Genomic DNA, 16,906 nt, shown 5'->3' with positions numbered 1-16,906 from the left:
TACGACCCCCCACTGACAACCGGTCGGGATCAGTGGTTCTGCGGGGTCCGGGGGCGCCGTCGGGCGAGGGGGCGGCGCATGTGGTGCGGGGACTGGTGCACCGGGCGGCGCGCCCTCGGCACGCGCTCGCCGTGGGCGGGAACACCCGGCTTGTGCTCGACGGGCACTCCGGCCGGCCGCCCCAGGACCATGAGCGGGTCGAACAGCACCACGACGGCGGCGAGGAGGAGGAAGGCGAGGGGGCCGATCAGCATGGGGGCGAGCAGCTCGGCCGGCGCTCCGCCCGAGGCGGGGTCGGTGGTGCCGTGCACGTGGACGTCGAGCGCGGCCATGCCGGTGTAGTGCATACCCGTGACGGCGAGGCCCATCACCAGGCTCGCGCCCAGACTCCAGAGGAATCCCCGGACCTGCCCGGCCGCCCACAGGGCGGCGGTGGCGGCGGCCATCGCTATGACGACGGACGCGGCCACGGTGAACGTGTTGTACTCCAGCTGCCCGTCCAGCCGCATACCGGCCATTCCCAAATAGTGCATCGAGGCGATGCCCAGCCCGGTGATCGTGCCCCCGGTGAACAGGGCCGTTCCCCGCGCGCCCCGGTGGCCGACGATGAAGATCCCCACGCCCACCATGACGACGGCGACGGCCAGGCTCGCGAACGTCATCGCCCAGTCGTAGCGGATCGGCGTGTGCTCGATCGTGAACCCCATCATCGCGACGAAGTGCATGGTCCATATGCCGGAGCCGATCGCCGCCGAGCCGAGGGCGAGCCAGGCCGGCCGCCACGACCGGGTGACCTGCATCGACCTGGTGGTGCAGCGCAGGCCCAGGGCCCCGCCCAGGCAGGCCATGAGATAGGCCACCAGCGGTGTGACGAGTCCGTAACTGAATCCGTCGACCGTGCCTTGCATGTGCGGCTGCCCTTCCGCCCTTTTACGTCCCGGAATGCCCGGATGTGCGCCCTTCCCAGGACCGTACAAACGGTCAGGGCCGAGGCAGAGAGTATGACTCCCACCGGAATGGTCGAACGATTCTCCGGCAAAGAATCACGGCCTTGCCTCAGTTGTGCGGCCCCGGTGTGCGGAGTTGAGCAACTCCATTCAGCCCGTGGCCATTCTGCGCCCATCTCTCGTTGACTCCCTGCTGTCACAGTGGTGCTGTCCGTGAACACTCGACGCGAGGAGTACGCATGTACGTGCGCGCAGTTGCCGTCCTGACCACCGCGCTCGTGGGGGTCGTCCTCACGGCCACCGGTTCTCACGCAGACACCGCAGACACCGCGGACGGTGGCGGCGCACCGACGGTCGTCGCCCACCGGGGCGCCTCCGCCTACGCGCCGGAGAACACGCTGGCGGCCGTCGACAAGGCGGCCGAGCTGGGCATCCGCTGGGTGGAGAACGACGTCCAGCGCACGAAGGACGGCGAGCTCGTCGTCCTGCACGACGAGAGCCTGCAGCGCACCACCGACGTCGAGGAGGTCTTCCCGGACCGCGCGCCGTGGAAGGTGAAGGACTTCACCGCCGCCGAGATCGCCCGTCTGGACGCGGGGAGCTGGTTCGGCGCGCAGTACGCGGGCGCGCGCGTGCCGACGCTGGAGCAGTACGTGCACCGCGTGGAGCGCCACCACCAGAAGCTGCTGCTGGAGCTCAAGAGCCCGGCTCTCTACCCCGGGATCGAGCGGCAGACTCTCAAGGTCCTCGCCAACGAGGGCTGGCTGGACCGGCGGCACGTGGCCGGCCGGCTGATCGTGCAGAGCTTCGACGCGGACAGCATCCGGACGGTCCACGAGCTCAAGCCTGCCGTCAAGACCGGCTTCCTGGGCACCCCGGCCGTGGCGGACCTGCCCGAGTACGCGAAGTTCACCGACCAGATCAACCCGTCCTACGGCACGATCTCGCAGAGCTACGTCGGCGCCGTCCACGGCTTCACCGGACCGCACGGCCGGACCATGGAGGTCTACACCTGGACGGTGGACGACGCGGACAACGCCCGGCGGGTCGCCGGGTACGAGGTGGACGGCATCATCACCAACAAGCCCGACGTGGTCCGGGACGCCGTCTCCTAGAAGGCGCGGACCTCACCGGTAGGAATCGCGGACCCTCCGGCCGGTGATCCGGCGACGTCCGGGGCGCGGGCGCCCGGCGTCCGCGCCCGGGGCGTTGTCGGTGGCGGGTCGTACGGTGGGCGCATGGACAGCCATGGGCAGTACGAGCAGCAGGTCGTGTGGACCGTGGCCGGCACCGGCATCGGCCCGCTGCTGCTGGCCGCGACCGGCGACGGTCTGGTCAACGTCGTGTTCCACGCCACGGACGCCGTGCGCGACCGGGCGCTGGAGCGGCTCGAGTCCCGGCTGGGCGCCCGGCCCGTCGAGGCACCCGGCTTCCCGCTGCTGGCCGAGGCGGTACGGCAGCTGGAGGCCTACTTCGCGGGCGAGCGGCACGACTTCGACCTGCCACTGGACTGGTCGCTCATATCGGGCTTCAACCGCCAGGTGCTGCGGGAGCTGGCGTCGGGTGTGCCCTACGGCTCGGTCGTCGGCTACGGCGATCTCGCCGGGCGGGTGGGCCAGCCCGGTGCCGCCCAGGCCGTGGGCATGGCGATGGGGGCCAATCCGCTGCCGGTCGTCGTGCCCTGTCACCGGGTCGTGGAGAGCGACGGCGGCATCGGCGGGTTCGGCGGCGGCGTGGACACCAAGCGGCGGCTGCTCGCGCTGGAAGGCGTGCTGCCCGAGCCGCTGTTCTGACCCGGGTCCCGCTCCGTGGTTCCGGCCCGGCCCCGCTCCATGGTTCGGACCGGGCCCCGCTCCGTGGTTTGACCCGGTCTCCCGACCGCCAGAGATGAGGGAGAACCGGACCGGCGGACAGGGGAGGCAGGCGCGTGATGCTGGTGGTGTCGGAAGAGGTGCGGGCGGCACTCGACGCGGGCCGCCCCGTGGTGGCCCTGGAGTCCACGATCATCGCGCACGGGTTGCCGCGACCGCGCAATCTGCTGGTGGCACGTGAGCTGGAGGAGGCCGTGCGGCAGGAGGGCGGCGTACCGGCGACGATCGCCGTCCTGGACGGCCGGCCGCACATCGGCCTGGACAAGCAGCAGCTGGAGCGGGTCGCGAACGAGGACGGCATCCGCAAGCTGGGCCACCGTGATCTGCCGCTCGCACTGGCCGCCGGGACGAGCGGGGCGACCACCGTGTCGGCGACCGCTCTGCTGGCCGCCCGCGCAGGGGTGCGCGTCTTCGCGACCGGCGGGCTCGGCGGCGTGCACCGGCAGTGGACCGTGACCCAGGACGAGTCGGCCGACCTCGGTCTGCTGGCGCGCATCCGGATCACGGTCGTGTGCGCGGGCGTGAAGTCCATCCTCGACGTGCCCGCGACCCTGCAGCGGCTGGAGACGCTGGGCGTCGCGGTGGCCGGGTACGGAACGGACCGCTTCCCCGGCTTCTATCTGTCCGACTCGGGGCATCCGGTGGACTGGACGCTGCGCACCCCGGAGCAGGTGGCGGCGGTGATGCGGGCGCAGGACGCGCTCGGCGGCCCGGAGTCGGCGCTCGTCGTCGCCAACCCCGTCCCCCGGGAGGAGCAGCTCGATCCCGCACTGCACGCGCGGGTGCTCGCCGACGCGCTGCGCGCGTGCGAGGCGGAGGGGATCGCGGGCCAGGCGGTCACCCCGTTCCTGCTGGACTACCTGGTACGGCACACCGACGGCGCATCGCTGAGCGCCAACCTCGCGGCGGTGCGGGGCAACGTGCGGTTGGCGGCACGCGTCGCGGCAGCGTGGACCGGGGCGTGACCACCGCAGCGGACGGCGCGCTGCTGGTCGTCGGGGACGTCGTCACCGACGTCGTCGCCCGGCACCGGGGGCCGCTGGCCACCGGCACGGACACGGCCGCCTCGATCCGGCGGCTGCCGGGCGGGGCGGGGGCCAACGTGGCCTGCTGGGCCGCGCACGAGGGGTGCGGGGAGGTACGGCTGCTGGGGCGGGTCGGCGCGGACGCGGACGCCTGGCACGAGCGGGAGCTGCGGGCGCACGGGGTCCGGCCCCTGCTGGTCGTCGACCGGTCGGCGCCGACGGGGACGGTGATCTGCCTGGTCGACACGGGCGCCTCGGCCGAGCGGACGTTCCTGACGCACAGTGGGGCGTCGCTGCGCCTGGAGCCCGACGACTGGTCGGACACACTGCTCGACGGGGTCGCGCGGCTGCACCTGTCGGGTTACCTCCTCTTCTCGGAGCGGAGCCGCGCCCTGGTGGAGGTCGCGCTGGCCGCGGCCCGCGGGCTCGGTGTTCCGGTGAGCCTGGATCCCGCGTCGGCGGGCTTCCTGGCGGACCTGGGTGTCGACCGTTTCCTGGGTCTGGTGGAGGGGGTCGACGTCCTGCTGCCCAGCCGTGACGAGGCGTGTCTGCTCACCGGGCTGCCCGACGCCGCGGAGGCCGCGGCCAAGCTGAGCCGGTACGTTCCGCTGGTGATCGCCAAGCAGGGCGCCCAGGGGGCGCTGGTGGCCCGGTCCGGTGCCGTGTGCGCGCGTGTCCCGGCCGTCCCGGCGTCCGCGCGGGACAGTACGGGCGCCGGCGACGCCTTCACGGGCGCGTTCCTCGCCGCGCTGGTCGCGGGCGCGACGCCCGAGGAGGCGGCGACTGCGGGGTGCCGGGCGGGAGCCGTGGCGGTCGGTCGGGTGGGCGGGAGACCTCCGCGTGCCGGGGGCGACGGCTGACCGCGGGGCGGGCAGCGGGCGGTGTCGTGAGCGTCCCGGGCTACGCCTTGCGTCCCCACGCCGAGATCATCGGCGCCGTCGCCAGGTCCATGCTGCCGGAGGCCACGTTGGCGAGGTGCCGGTCGATGTCCTCGTCCGTGGCCACGCCGGCGGCGACCAGTTGATCTCGGATCTGGCGGACCGTCGCGGACTCGAGTGCGGAGCACGCGGGCGAGGTGACCGGGAAGTAGGCGTCGGCCTCCACGCGGCGCAGGCCGCTCTCCCGCAGCAGGCGCGGCAGCCTGCGGCCGTAGGACAGGTCGGCGCCGCGCCGGGAGAGCAGTTCGCGGAAACCCTGCCGCAGCCGGTTCGCCAGCTGCTGCTCGGGGCCGTGCTCGTCGGGGCAGAGCAGGGGCTGCAGCGCGGGGTCGGCGTCCTCGACGAGCAGACGGCCGCCCGGCCGCAGGGCCCGCACCATGGACCGCAACGCCCGTTCCCGGTCCGGGACATGGACGAGGACGAGGCGGGCGTGCACCAGGTCGAAGTCCTCCCCCGGGGGCTCGTCCGCGGCCACGTCGTGGACGCGGACCTCGACCGGCGGGCGGCCTGCCGGGGCGACGCGCGACGTGTCGATGTCGGTGGCGACCACCTTGCCGGTCGGCCCCACCTTCCGGGCCAGCCAGGACACCACGGACGTACCGCCGGCGCCGGCCTCCCAGCAACGCCAGCCGGGGCCGACGCCGAGCGCCTCGAGGTGCCGGAACGTCGTGGGGTCGAAGAGGGCGGCGAAGGCGTCGAAGCGTTCCCCCGCCTCGGACTGTCGGTTGTCGAGGAGGTATCCGTCGGTTCGCGTCATGCCTCGATCATCCCAGTTGCCCGGCTTGCCGGAAGCGGGCGACGCTCCGGCGCGACGGGCTCCCGGCGCCGCGGGACGCGTGCGCCAGGGACGTCCACAGGCGGGACGTTTCCACAGACGGGAGGTTTTCCACAGGCGGGGCCAGAGCGGAATCTCCCGTTTCCACAGGCTCGTACGCAGCTCACGGGAAGCTGGCAGACTGGCGCGCCACGGCGCACGGAGCGCGACGCGAGGGGACCCACGCGAGGAGATCGGGATGTCGATGGCGGGCAATCTGCGGAAGGTGACGACTCTCGGCACGGTCGGCGGCCTGCGCAGAGTGGCGAGGCTGGCCCGGCGGCGCCCGCGCGTCGATCTGAGCCACCCGGCCCGCTCCCCGCTGGGCTCCTCGGTGGTGAACTGCGTGACCTACCGGGGCGGTGTCCGCACTCCCGCGGACGACGAGCCGGTCGACGCCGTGCGGCGGATGCGTGAGCACGGCGACGGTTTCCTGTGGCTGGGTCTGCACGAGCCGACGGCACGGGAGTTCGCGGGGATCGCGGAGCTCTTCCATCTGCATCCGCTGGCGGTCGAGGACGCGATCGAGGCCCACCAGCGCCCGAAGGTGGAACGGTACGGCGACACGCTCTTCGCCGTGTTCAAGACGGTCTGCTACGTCGAGCACGAGGAACTCACGGCCACCAGCGAGGTGGTGAACACCGGGGAGATCATGGTGTTCGTCGGCGAGGACTTCGTGATCACCGTGCGCCACGGCCGGCACGGCTCGCTGGGCCCGCTGCGCGAGGGGCTCGAGACCGATCCCGGACAGCTGGCCAAGGGACCGTCGGCGGTGCTGCACGCGATCGCCGACCATGTGGTGGACGACTTCCTGACCGTCATCGAGGCGGTCCAGGCGGACATCGACCAGGTCGAGACCGACGTGTTCGCGGAGACCGGTGCGCGCGTCGACCCGGGCCGGATCTACCAGCTCAAGCGGGAACTCCTGGAGCTGAAGCGGGCCGTTGTGCCGCTCGGCCGCCCGCTGGAGGAGCTGGCCACCAGGCCGTCCCGGGTGGTCGACCCGGAGATACAGGCCTACTTCCGTGACGTGGCCGACCATCTGCTGCGGGCCACGGAGCAGATCGCCGCGTTCGACGAACTCCTCAACTCCATTCTGCAGGCGCATCTCGCGCAGGTGACGGTCGCGCAGAACGAGGACATGCGGAAGATCACGGCCTGGGCGGCGATCGTCGCCGTGCCCACGATGGTCTGCGGGGTGTACGGGATGAACTTCGAGCACATGCCGGAGCTGGGCTGGCGGTACGGCTACGGCCTGGTGCTGGGCGTCATATCCGTCGCGTGCCTGGTGCTGTACCGGGGGTTCCGGCGCAACGGCTGGCTCTGAAGAAGCCTCGGTGGGCCGGGCGGATTCCGTCCGGTCAGCCGTTCCACGCCGGGTGCCGTGGGTCGTCGGCGCGCACCAGGACGTCGGCGGTTCCGGCCGGGTCGGCCTCCTCGGCGTAGCGGTCGAAGGCGGGGAGGGTCCAGTGCTCGGCCTCGGGGGTCCGGCGGCGCAGGGCGCCCGAGCCGAGGACGAGGTGGACGCTGAGGTCGAAGGGGAACCAGTGGCGCAGCAGAAAGGGCCCGTGGAGCAGCAGTACGCCGCCCGCCGGGAGGTGGACGTAGGGGCTGCGGGTGGCCCGGTCGGTCACCGGGTCCCACAGGTCGGGGAGCACCCGTCCGTCACCGCCGGGGCCGAGGCGATCGAAGACCTCGCGCCACAGGGCTCCGGTGTCGTGCCAGCCGTTGTAGTACGCCTCGACGTCCTGCCGTCCGTATTCCAGGCGGAGGGAGGCGGGGCGCAGGAAGCCCTCCGTCCCGATGACGAGGGAGGGGCGGCCGCGCACGCGCAGCGCCTCGGCGATCCGTTCGGCGAGGTCGCCGGGGCGGGCGGCGGGCGCTCCGTCGAGGGCGACGCGCGGCCAGGGGCTGCCGTCGGCCGGCGCCACGTCGAGCAGGCGCTCGGCGAGCCGGTCGCCGAGCCGGTCCCAGGTGATCGCTTCCAGTCGCACGTGCCCATGATGCGCCGTCGGCCGTCCCGCACGCGTGGGGGCCCGTCCGGACGCCCGCGTGCGGTTCCGTGCCGCTCGGCCATGGTCACCGGGCCCGTACGGGAGTTGACTGGGGGTGATCGACGGCAGTGGGTGCCGCAGGGGCGCCGGTCCGAGGGGTGGGAGTGGACGCGACATGATCGATGGGCCGTACTTCGTGCTGGTGGTGCTGGGCGCGCTCGGGACCGGCCTGGCGGGCGGGGTCTTCTGCGCCTTCTCGACGTTCGTCATGCGGGGTCTCGCCGCGTTGCCGCCCGCGCAGGGCGTCGCGGCGATGAACGCGGTCAACACGGCCGCGGTGCGCCCGGCGTTCATGCTCGTGTTCCTCGGGACGACGGTGCTCTGCGCGGTGATCGCGGTGGTGACGTTCGTGCTGTGGCCGGACGAGGGAGCGGTGGAGCTGCTGCTGGGCAGCGCGTTGTATCTGGCCGGGTCGTTCGGGGTCACCGCGGCGGCGAACGTGCCGCGCAACGCGGCGCTGGCGCGGCTGGAGCCGGGCTCGGCGGAGGCGGCCGGCCGCTGGCCCGCGTACGTGCGCGAGTGGACCGCGTGGAACCACGTCCGCACGGGTGCCTCGGCCGCGGCGTCGGTGGCGTACGTGCTGGCCCTCGCCTGAGCGACGCGACCGCGCCGGACCTGCGGCGGCCACGCGCGACACCGGCCGGACGGGGGTGCGGGAACGCCGGCGAGTGGGCGCGGTCCGGTGCTCTGCGGGCGCCCGCGGCCGGACGTACCGTGGGGGAAGAGCGTTGCCCGGCGACGCCCGGCCTGCAGCCCCCAGGCAAGGAAGACGGCCATGGCCGACCCCAAGGGATTCCTGACCACGCCCCGCGAGGAGTGGCCCCGCAGGCCCGTGGGGGAACGGGTGCGGGACTGGGACGAGGTGTACGTTCCGGGCGCACTGCTCCCCCTCATCGGTCCGCAGGCCGACCGGTGCATGGACTGCGGTGTGCCCTTCTGCCACGAGGCCTGTCCGCTCGGCAACCTGATCCCGGACTGGAACGACCTGGTCTCGCGCGCGGACTGGCGGGCGGCGAGCGACCGGCTGCACGCCACGAACAACTTCCCCGAGTTCACCGGCCGGTTGTGCCCGGCACCGTGCGAGTCCGGGTGTGTGCTCGCCATCAACCAGCCGGCGGTCACCATCAAGAACGTCGAGTGCGCCATCGCCGACCGGGCCTGGGAGGAGGGCTTCACGCCACCGCGCCCGCCGGACCGGCTGTCGGGGCGTACGGTGGCGGTGATCGGGTCGGGCCCCGCCGGACTCGCGGCCGCCCAGCAGCTGACCCGGGCCGGGCACACGGTCGCCGTCTACGAGCGGGACGACCGGATCGGCGGGCTCATGCGGTACGGCATCCCCGCGTTCAAGATGGAGAAGCGCCATCTGGAGCGCCGTATCGACCAGATGCGGGCCGAGGGGACGAGGTTCCGTACGTCGACGGCGGTCGGGCGGGACGCAGACGCCGCGGAGCTGCGGGCCCGCTACGACGCGCTCGTGATCGCCACCGGGGCGACCGCCTGGCGCGAACTGCCCGTTCCGGGCCGGGAGCTGGCCGGGGTGCACCAGGCGATGGAGTACCTGCCGCTGGCCAACCGCGTGTGCGAGGGAGACCTGGCGGCCTCTCCGCTGTCCGCCGCGGGCAAGCACGTCGTCATCGTCGGCGGCGGCGACACCGGTGCGGACTGCCTGGGCACGGCGGTGCGGGAGGGGGCCGAGTCCGTGACCCAGCTGGACATCTACGCCCAGCCGGGCACGGCACGTGACGAGGAGGCCGAGCCCTGGCCGACGTATCCGAAGCTCTACCGGCTGTCGGCCGCGCACGAGGAGGCGCGGCAGTTGCGGTCGGCGCCGGCGGCCGAAGCGGACGCGCGGCTGTTCGCGGCGTCCACGCTCCGCCTCGACGGCGACGCGCGGGGGCACGTGCGCGCGCTGCGCCTGGTCGGGGTGGACGCGGGGCGCCGTCCGCTGCCCGGTACCGAGCGGACGCTCCCCGCCGACCTGGTACTGCTCGCCCTGGGTTTCCTCGGCCCCGACCGGACGGACGGACTGGTGGACGGGCTCGGGCTGGAGCTGGAGCCCCGGGGCACGATCGCCCGCGGCCGGGACTTCGCGACCAACGTCCCCGGGGTCTTCGCCGCCGGGGACGCTGCCCGCGGGCAGTCGCTCATCGTGTGGGCGATCGCCGAGGGGCGGGCGGTGGCGGCCGCCGTCGACCGCCACCTGTCGGGCGGCAGTACACGGCTTCCGGCGCCGATCGGCCCCTACGACCGTCCGATGACGGCCTGACCCGTGACCGGCCCCCGCTCCCTCCGCGGACGGGCCGGTCCGCGGTCACGGCTCGCCGGCCACCGCCCCGCAGCCCGGGATGACCCCGTCGTCCTGCCCGGGAAGCGGCTCGCCCAGCTCGGGGTCGGGGGCGAGCATCCGCCGGCCCGTCTCCTCGTCGGGCGGGTAGTTGTCCTTGCCGCCGAGATATCAGTCGTACATCCGCGCGGGGTGCGGTCTGCTCGTGTCGGTGCCGGTGTGGTGCTGCCCGGTCTTGGCGCGCTCCAAGGGGTGAAGTTCTCGCAGCGATCGGTGATCGACTCAGTGCCAAACAGCTCGGGAAGAAACATCAGCTTAGGAAGAACCATCAACAACGGTGCGTGGCGTCAGGACAGCAGGAAGTCCGCCTCTCCCGCCTTCGCTCCCTCGATGAAGGCCGTCATCTCGGCGGAGGTGTAGATCAGTGCCGGTCCGTCGGGGTCGGTGGACTGCCGCACGGCGATACGGCCGTCGGCGAGTTTCATCGCCTCCAGGCAGTTGCCGCCGTTGCCGCCGCTCCACGGTTTGTGCCAGCCCTCGCTGCCCAGTTCGCGGGCGGGCATGCCGTTGTAGATCCGCTCGGCGCGGCCGCGTGGCGATGGCTGGGACTTGATGCGGTTCATTCACAGCTCCTTGCGGAGATCCCGGAGGATCTCCTTCGTGCGATGTGCCGTGGCGGCCTGGGCCGCCATGCGGTCCATGACCTCGAGGTGGGTCGCCACCTCGGCGCGCGCGTCGAGGTAGACGGCGCCGGTCAGGTACTCGCTGTAGACCATGTCCGGGAGTTCCGGCACGGCGAATCGGAACAGCACGAAGGGCCCGTACGTGCCGGGGTGCGGCCCGTTCGCGAACGGTGCGATCTGCAGCGTCACGTTGGGCAGCTTCGTGGCGTCGAGCAGCCTGTCGATCTGGCCGCGCATCACCTCCGGGCCGCCGACCCGGCGGCGCAGCGCGGTCTCGTCCATGACGACCCACAGCCGGGGCGCGTCCTCACGGGTGAGCAGCTCCTGGCGTTGCATGCGCAGCGCGACATGGCGCTCGATGTCGTCCGGCCGGGTCTGGCCGATGGCGCCCGAGCGCAGGACCCCGCGCGCGTAGTCCTCGGTCTGCAGCAGCCCGGGGACGAAGTGGGGCTCGTAGGAACGGATCAGCGCGGCCGCGCCCTCCAGGCTGACGTACATGGAGAACCAGCCCGGGAGGATGTCGTGGAAGCGCTGCCACCACCCGGGCTTGTTGGCGTCCTCGGCCAGCTGGACGAAGAGCTCCGCCTCCTCGTCCCCGACTCCGTAGGCCTTCAGCAGCAGCTGGAGGTACGGGATCTTGAGGGCGACCTCGGCCATCTCCATGCGGCGGACCGTCGCCGGTGCCACGCGCAGGACACGGGCGGCTTCCTCCCGCTTGAGCCCCGCGCGCTCGCGCAGGTCGAGCAGGCGCCGGCCGAGGACGACCTGGCCGACCGTCGGCGCGGACCGCGGCTCGCTCACCGCCCACCTCCACGAAGAGTCCTGAACCGTCCCGTGATCCGGTGATCCCCGAATCCGGTGATCCCGCGGTCATCGACGAGCCGGCCGCGTTGCACGCGGACAGCCCGGCGGCGCCATTCGAAGACCTGTTCGAAAATCTGGCGGGATCCGAAGCCCGGCCGGACCTTCGGCGGTCTGAAGTGGCGCCGCTCGACGTGCTGTTGCGAAGCAGTGTGCCACGGCCGTCCAGACCGTCACACAGCACTCTGCAATTTTCAGAGTGACACTTGCCAAGTGTTCACGGCGGGGCGATAGTGGCAAGCGTGATTCCGTCCGCGCCCTTAGGAACAGATGCCGTCGCGGCCCCCCTGGGCCTCGGCGCCGCCATGGGAGCCGGCCCTGCTGGGGCCGCCGCTGCCGAGCGCCGCTTCCGTTTCGAGCTGGCCGCACACCCAGGCTCTCCGGCGCAGGCCAGACGCCTGACCCGAGCCCGGCTGAACGGCTGGTCGGTGTGCGAGGACACCTGCGACACCGCGGCCCTGGTGGTCTCCGAGCTGGTGACCAACGCGATCGTGCACACCGCCAGCCGGAACATCGTGTGCGAGCTGCACGACGGCGACGACCTCGTGCGCATAGCCGTCCGCGACGAGGGCTGCGCGCCCGGCCAGCCGCACCCGGCGGAGGGGCAGCGACCCGACGACGAGCACGGCCGCGGGCTTCTCCTCGTCGACGCCCTGTGCGACGCCTGGGGCGCCCACGAGCACGGCCCCGGGCTGCTGGTCTGGGCCGAGCTGCCGCGCAAGGCCGACGCGCCGCGCGACCCGTCCGAGCCCCGCAACGACCTGGGGTGGGGCGCCCGCCCGAAGCCCGGCCCCGCCGACGGCACCGGCGACGACGGCGAGGCGGAGGGACACCACCGGGAATCACGGCGCGGAACGGGGACCGCATGGCTATGAGGGCTCCGTCCGGCACCCGCCCGCTCGGCCTGGACACCCTGGTCCGTCTGCGGCGTGCGCTGCGCGAGCCCGGAACTCCCCGGCGGCTGCCCGTGCCGGAGGGCATGACGGCCCCGCTGGGCTGTGACGCGGTGGCGGTACCCGCACACTTCGGCCCCCTGGTCATGCCCCGCCTGCCCCGTGTGGGGTGCGTCTACGCCGACGAGGCGCACTGGTGGTGGATCGTCCCGTCCGACTCCGACTACGCACTGGAGTGGCCCGCCCCGGCGCGGTACGCCACCGGCGCGGTCGTCCCCGACGCCCCGGGCGTGCCCGGCCTGATACACCGGCCCGACGGCACGGTCCCCTACACCCCGCCGATCCCGCTCTACCTGGCGCTGTGCCGCCTGACCGGCACGACGCCGACATGGTCGCGCCCGGTGAGCGCGTAGCCGCCGGCGCGCTCCGTCGTCACGCCGCCGCGTCTCCGGCGGTCTCCGTGCTGCGGACGACGACCAGGAACATGTCCGTGGCGAGGTCCATGACGACCTCGGCGGGCAGGCCCTCCAGACGCCGCGCATGAGCGAACTCCTCCGCCGGCCAGGAGCCCCGCGGCCCGCCGGCGGGAAAGCGCTCGAGCACCGTTCGCCCGTTCACCCCGCACCTCCATGTAGCGCTGTACTCGTTGACTCAAACGCCAACCATGGAGTGAACGGCTCGAGAAATGGCGGTACTGAGACCAAGTTGACACTTGTTCACCGCAAAGTGTGAGCGCCGTCTCAGCTGTTCGGGTCCGACCGCTACACCGCGTGTCAGCCCTGGTACGCGTGGTGTCAGTCCTCGTACTCGTCGTGGTACCGGACTCCCGCACTGCCCGCGGGCGCCCCGAGAGCCGATGCGCGGCCCTCCGGCCGCTCCCACTCCTCCCGCCGGCCGAGCGCGGTCAGGTCGAGGAGGCTGGTGGTCGAGCCGAGCCCGTCGAGACCGCGCTCGTACGTCGAGTAGGTGTGGAAGACCCGGTCGCGGTCCCGCAGGAAGCAGCTGAGCCCAGGCCGCTCGCTGAGCTCCCCCTCGTGTTCGAGGGTCACCTCGAAGTCGGTGTTGAAGTCGCTGACGTACGACGAGTACCAGGGCAGCGTCCAGCCCATCCGCGCCTTGAACGGCAGGATCTTCGGGTACGGGGCCCGGGAGACGGCCGCGAACGACGTGCCGCGTGCGCGCAGGTGCGCGAGGTGCCCGATCTGGTCGAGGAACGCCGAGCAGCTGCGGCAGCCGGCGTCCCACTCGGGGGCGAACATGAAGTGGTAGACGATGAGCTGGTCGCGGCCCTCGAAGAGGTCGAGGAGGGTGGCCTTTCCGTCGCCGCCCTCGAAGACGTACTCCTTGTCGATCTCCACCATGGGCAGTCCGCGTCGCTCGGCGTTGAGTGCGTCCCGGGCGCGGGTGGCCGCTTTCTCCTGGACCAGCAAGGCCTCGCGCGCCGCGCGCCAGTCCTCGCGCGAGACGATCTCGGGAAGCGACATGGGCTCCAGCTCCTCCTGTACAACGGTCCGTCGGGGGTGCTGACCGGTGGGGGACGCGGAACTCATCGCGGCGCGGCAAGATTTTTTTCCGGATGTGCGCAGACGTGCGGGCCGGCTACCCGGCGAGCGGCAGCTCCGGCAGTCGCAGTCCCGCGCGTTCGCGCCGCTCCGTCAGCTCGTCCCGCAGCGCTGCGAGCCGCTCGGTGTGCCGGGGCGTGAGGCGGCCGCTGTCGTCGAGGTGCACGGCGCACGCGGTGGTGGTGTCGACGAGCCGTTCCAGCACGGCGGCGACCTCGTCGGCGCCCGCGGAGTGCCGGGCGAGCGCGGGCAGCTCGGCGGCGGCCAGCGCGACGGCGGTACGGGCCTCGGCGAGGGTGCGGTAGGCCTCGCGGCGCAGCCTCCACCGGGCGGCGCGGTCGTCGGACTCGCTCAGTACGTGGGCGAGATAGGCGTGCGCGGCGCCGCCCGCCGACTCGAGCCGCGCACGGACCGTGCCGCCACGCTGTCCCGGCATCGGCAGATGCCCGACGACCAGCACGATCGCGCACGCCAGGAGGGTCTCCCCGATGCGGCTGAGCGCGGCCTGTGGTTCGCCTCCGGTCATGACCAGTGCGAGGACGAGGACGGTGACGACGGCGGTCTGCGCGGCGAAGTGCCGTGCGGCGACGGGCACGAGGGCGCCGCTGACGGCGACGAGCGCGACGAGTCCTTCCGGCCGGGGCAGCACGGCGGCGAACCCGGCGAAGACGAGCGCCCCGAGCACGGTCCCGGCCGCCCGGCACAGCACCCGGGACGCGAGCGGTCCGAGGTCGGGCTTGACCAGGAAGACGGCGGTGGCGGGCAGCCAGTACCAGTGCTGGTGCGAGCCGTACCAGTGCCCGTGGCGCAGGACCTGGGCGACGGCGACGGCGGCTCCGAAGCACAGGCCGACGCGCAGCCCGTACTCCCGGCCGCCGGCGCCCAGGACGGTGCGGGCCACGGAGGCGAGGGGCCGGCTGCGGGTGTGCAGGTCCCGGCCGCTGCCCCGGTCGAAGGCCTCCGCGGCGTGCAGGAGGGCGTCGTCGAGGGCGCGCAGGGCGGGTTCGCTGCGTGCGGGGGCGGGCAGCGGCCCGGTGTGGGTGTTGCCGCGGACGGCCGCCGCGAGTCGCCGTGGGCCCTCGGCGGCCCGTGCGGGCACGGGGTGCTCCGCCCAGGCGAGCGCGGTCGCGGCCTCGCCGAGGGGCAGCGCGGCGGCGTACTGGGCGTGCAGTCGGCGTTCGGCCGCGGAGGAGGCGTGGCGTCGCAGCCGGGGTCCGGCGAGCGCGTCCTGCGCGTGGTCGAGGGCGGCGGTGAGCGCGGCCCGGCGTGCACCGGCGTGTTGGGTGCCGGCGGCCTCCAGCAGCGCGGCGACGGCGTCGTACACGTCGGCGACGGCCGCGCGCTCCCCGTCGAAGCGGAAGCCGAGGCGCACCTCTTTGGTGAGGGAGCCGGGCGTGGGCAGGAGCAGCCGCAGGGTGAGCAGCCATCCGGCGCCGGCGAGGAAGGCGAGGGCACTCTGCCACCCGGGGTCGGGCAGCGGCATGCCGGCCCCCACGGCGGTGGTCACCAGCAGCTGCGTCCCGGTTCCGGACGCGACCGTGCCGGCGGCGCTGATGCCCCCGGCCACCAGCCCGAGCCCGGTCAGCGCCAGGGTCAGCGGGACGGGGCCGAGGTGCTGTCCCGCGTACGTGCCGGCCAGCAGCCCGGCCGTTCCGGCGAGCGCGGGCACACCGATCCGCCTGACGGACGTGCGCCGACTGCCCGGCCGGTCGTTGATGCCGGCGAGCATGGCGGCGATGGCGGCGACGACGCCGAGGGACGTCCGCCCGGCGAGCAGGGCGGCGAGCAGCAACGGCCCGCCGGCCAGCGCACCCCGCGTCACCGCGCTCCAGGGCACGGGCCCGCGCTCGGCACTCAGGGCATGGGCGAGCCAGGGCGGAAGCGCGAAGAGGGCGGTGCGGGCGGTGCGGGGCACGGGCACGGGACGCGGGGCTCCTGTCGGCGGTCGAGGGCGGGGGTGAGCCTTCGGGCGACGGTGGCCGGGCTGTGACGTGTGCGGTCAAGGGTACGGGTCGTCTTTGATGGGCCGGAAACGGGCGTATTTCGGGGAGGTGACGGGGCCGGCCACGCGGGCGGTCGTCTCCTGGCCGGCGGAGGCGGTCTTCTCCTGTCCTGGCAGAGGCGCTCTTCTCCAGCCCTGGCGGAGGCGGTCTCCAGTCCTGGCGGGGCGGTCTTTCTCCTTCCTAACCGTGCCGGGCCGCGTCCATGGCAGCGCGGAGCAGCTCCTCGGCCCGCGTGAGCGCCTCCGTCAGGGACCGCGGGTCCGCCGTCGGACGCGTCAGGAGTGCGTCGATCCCGCCCAGCCCCGCCCGCTCGACGAGTCGCTTCTCGTTGGTGACCCACTGTCCGCGTGCCGCCAGCACCGCGTGGGCCGTCTGGGTGGCGGCGAGGGCGATCGCGCCGGCGACCTGGGTCAGCGCTCCCTTGGGGGCGTGGCCGGCCTTCGCGTAGTCGAGGCCGGCCATGGCGGTGCCGTACCAGCGCTCGGGGGCGGTGGCGCGGAGGGCGTCCGGGTAGGCGGGGCGGGGCAGTTCTCCGCGCAGCACCTCGTTGACGGCGAGCTCCGCGACCACCAGGTACGTCGGGATGCCCGCCAGGTGGAACATCAGCGGCTCCACACGGAAGCGGCCAGCCTCCGCTTCCGCCGTCTCGCGCTCGACCACGTCGAGGTCACGGTAGTGCACGTCGACCCGGCGCTCGTCGATCGTCAGCCAGGCGCCGCCGTTGAAGACGCCGCCGCCCCACTCTCCGATGCCGGAGACCTCCCCGGGCCAGCCCAGGGCGCGGAGATCGTCCGGGTCGAAGGCACCCCGGTAGTAGACGGCCAGGTCCCAGTCGCTGTCGGGCCGATGGGTGCCCTGGGCCCGGGATCCGCCGAGGGCGACGGCCCGGACCGTGGGCAGGGCGGCGAGCCGGTCGGCGGTCGTGCCGAGGAATTCCTGGTCCGTGAGGGAGGGCACTGCGACGGGCTCCT

At 73.4% G+C, this 16,906-nt stretch carries 18 protein-coding genes and 1 pseudogene; 9 read left to right on the top strand and 10 right to left on the bottom strand.

Annotated elements, in window-relative coordinates:
• Positions 1–29 precede the first annotated feature (29 nt).
• Complete coding sequence (locus tag AB0E77_RS04800; protein WP_361565514.1) at positions 30–908, bottom strand: MHYT domain-containing protein; 879 nt, start codon at positions 906–908, stop codon at positions 30–32.
• Positions 909–1,186: 278 nt separating this feature from the next.
• Here AB0E77_RS04800 and AB0E77_RS04795 point away from each other — a divergent pair, with 278 nt between their 5' ends.
• From AB0E77_RS04795 to AB0E77_RS04780, 4 genes are all read left to right on the top strand, one after another.
• Complete coding sequence (locus AB0E77_RS04795; protein ID WP_361565511.1) at positions 1,187–2,062, top strand: glycerophosphodiester phosphodiesterase family protein; 876 nt, start codon at positions 1,187–1,189, stop codon at positions 2,060–2,062.
• A gap of 123 nt (positions 2,063–2,185) precedes the next feature.
• The gene (locus AB0E77_RS04790; protein ID WP_361565509.1) at positions 2,186–2,740 is read left to right on the top strand and encodes a methylated-DNA--[protein]-cysteine S-methyltransferase; all 555 of its coding nucleotides are present in this window, start codon (positions 2,186–2,188) and stop codon (positions 2,738–2,740) included.
• 137 nt (positions 2,741–2,877) lie between these two features.
• Positions 2,878–3,783 carry a pseudouridine-5'-phosphate glycosidase gene (locus AB0E77_RS04785; protein ID WP_361565630.1) on the top strand — a complete coding sequence of 302 codons (906 nt, stop codon included), beginning with the start codon at positions 2,878–2,880 and terminating at the stop codon, positions 3,781–3,783.
• Complete coding sequence (locus AB0E77_RS04780; protein ID WP_361565507.1) at positions 3,780–4,703, top strand: sugar kinase; 924 nt, start codon at positions 3,780–3,782, stop codon at positions 4,701–4,703. Before AB0E77_RS04785 ends, AB0E77_RS04780 begins: the two co-directional genes overlap by 4 nt.
• A gap of 40 nt (positions 4,704–4,743) precedes the next feature.
• Here AB0E77_RS04780 and AB0E77_RS04775 read toward each other — a convergent pair whose 3' ends face one another.
• The gene (locus tag AB0E77_RS04775; protein WP_361565504.1) at positions 4,744–5,538 is read right to left on the bottom strand and encodes a methyltransferase domain-containing protein; all 795 of its coding nucleotides are present in this window, start codon (positions 5,536–5,538) and stop codon (positions 4,744–4,746) included.
• Between the two features lie 256 nt (positions 5,539–5,794).
• Here AB0E77_RS04775 and AB0E77_RS04770 point away from each other — a divergent pair, with 256 nt between their 5' ends.
• Positions 5,795–6,922 carry a magnesium and cobalt transport protein CorA gene (locus tag AB0E77_RS04770; protein WP_361565502.1) on the top strand — a complete coding sequence of 376 codons (1,128 nt, stop codon included), beginning with the start codon at positions 5,795–5,797 and terminating at the stop codon, positions 6,920–6,922.
• A 34-nt stretch (positions 6,923–6,956) separates the two neighbouring features.
• Here AB0E77_RS04770 and AB0E77_RS04765 read toward each other — a convergent pair whose 3' ends face one another.
• A complete protein-coding gene (locus AB0E77_RS04765) occupies positions 6,957–7,589 on the bottom strand; it encodes a uridine kinase (protein ID WP_361565499.1) in 633 nt (210 codons plus the stop codon).
• Positions 7,590–7,764: 175 nt separating this feature from the next.
• Between AB0E77_RS04765 and AB0E77_RS04760 the strand changes: the two genes are divergently transcribed.
• Positions 7,765–8,244 carry an anthrone oxygenase family protein gene (locus AB0E77_RS04760; protein WP_361565496.1) on the top strand — a complete coding sequence of 160 codons (480 nt, stop codon included), beginning with the start codon at positions 7,765–7,767 and terminating at the stop codon, positions 8,242–8,244.
• A 180-nt stretch (positions 8,245–8,424) separates the two neighbouring features.
• Positions 8,425–9,915 (top strand): glutamate synthase subunit beta, encoded by a 1,491-nt coding sequence (locus tag AB0E77_RS04755; RefSeq protein WP_361565493.1) that lies wholly within the window; start codon positions 8,425–8,427, stop codon positions 9,913–9,915.
• A 114-nt stretch (positions 9,916–10,029) separates the two neighbouring features.
• Here AB0E77_RS04755 and AB0E77_RS04750 read toward each other — a convergent pair.
• From AB0E77_RS04750 to AB0E77_RS04740, 3 genes and pseudogenes are all read right to left on the bottom strand, one after another.
• Positions 10,030–10,182 (bottom strand): annotated as a pseudogene (locus AB0E77_RS04750) (SAM-dependent methyltransferase); the annotation flags it as partial.
• Positions 10,183–10,280: 98 nt separating this feature from the next.
• Positions 10,281–10,556, bottom strand: coding sequence for a DUF397 domain-containing protein (locus tag AB0E77_RS04745; RefSeq protein WP_161168324.1), 276 nt, complete (start codon positions 10,554–10,556; stop codon positions 10,281–10,283).
• Positions 10,557–11,417, bottom strand: coding sequence for a helix-turn-helix transcriptional regulator (locus AB0E77_RS04740; RefSeq protein WP_361565491.1), 861 nt, complete (start codon positions 11,415–11,417; stop codon positions 10,557–10,559).
• Positions 11,418–11,710: 293 nt separating this feature from the next.
• Here AB0E77_RS04740 and AB0E77_RS04735 point away from each other — a divergent pair, with 293 nt between their 5' ends.
• On the top strand, positions 11,711–12,352 hold the full coding sequence (locus tag AB0E77_RS04735; protein WP_361565488.1) for an ATP-binding protein: 642 nt from the start codon (positions 11,711–11,713) through the stop codon (positions 12,350–12,352).
• Positions 12,349–12,783 carry a hypothetical protein gene (locus tag AB0E77_RS04730; RefSeq protein ID WP_361565627.1) on the top strand — a complete coding sequence of 145 codons (435 nt, stop codon included), beginning with the start codon at positions 12,349–12,351 and terminating at the stop codon, positions 12,781–12,783. Before AB0E77_RS04735 ends, AB0E77_RS04730 begins: the two co-directional genes overlap by 4 nt.
• 19 nt (positions 12,784–12,802) lie before the next feature.
• On the opposite strand, the gene AB0E77_RS04725 is transcribed toward AB0E77_RS04730, so the two are convergent.
• From AB0E77_RS04725 to AB0E77_RS04710, 4 genes are all read right to left on the bottom strand, one after another.
• Positions 12,803–12,988, bottom strand: a complete 186-nt coding sequence (locus tag AB0E77_RS04725; protein ID WP_361565485.1) for a hypothetical protein — start codon at positions 12,986–12,988, stop codon at positions 12,803–12,805.
• Between the two features lie 176 nt (positions 12,989–13,164).
• Positions 13,165–13,854, bottom strand: coding sequence for a DUF899 domain-containing protein (locus tag AB0E77_RS04720; protein WP_361565483.1), 690 nt, complete (start codon positions 13,852–13,854; stop codon positions 13,165–13,167).
• A gap of 115 nt (positions 13,855–13,969) precedes the next feature.
• On the bottom strand, positions 13,970–15,853 hold the full coding sequence (locus AB0E77_RS04715) for an FUSC family protein (RefSeq protein WP_361565481.1): 1,884 nt from the start codon (positions 15,851–15,853) through the stop codon (positions 13,970–13,972).
• A 262-nt stretch (positions 15,854–16,115) separates the two neighbouring features.
• Positions 16,116–16,892, bottom strand: a complete 777-nt coding sequence (locus AB0E77_RS04710; RefSeq protein ID WP_361565478.1) for a nucleotidyltransferase domain-containing protein — start codon at positions 16,890–16,892, stop codon at positions 16,116–16,118.
• Between the last annotated feature and the right edge of the window lie 14 nt (positions 16,893–16,906).

The organism is Streptomyces sp. NPDC032940 (genome assembly GCF_040636935.1).
In the GTDB taxonomy this organism is placed as follows: Bacteria; Actinomycetota; Actinomycetes; order Streptomycetales; family Streptomycetaceae; genus Streptomyces.
The sequence above is the reverse complement of the archived record's forward strand: the minus strand, read 5'-3'. Positions and strand labels throughout refer to the sequence as shown.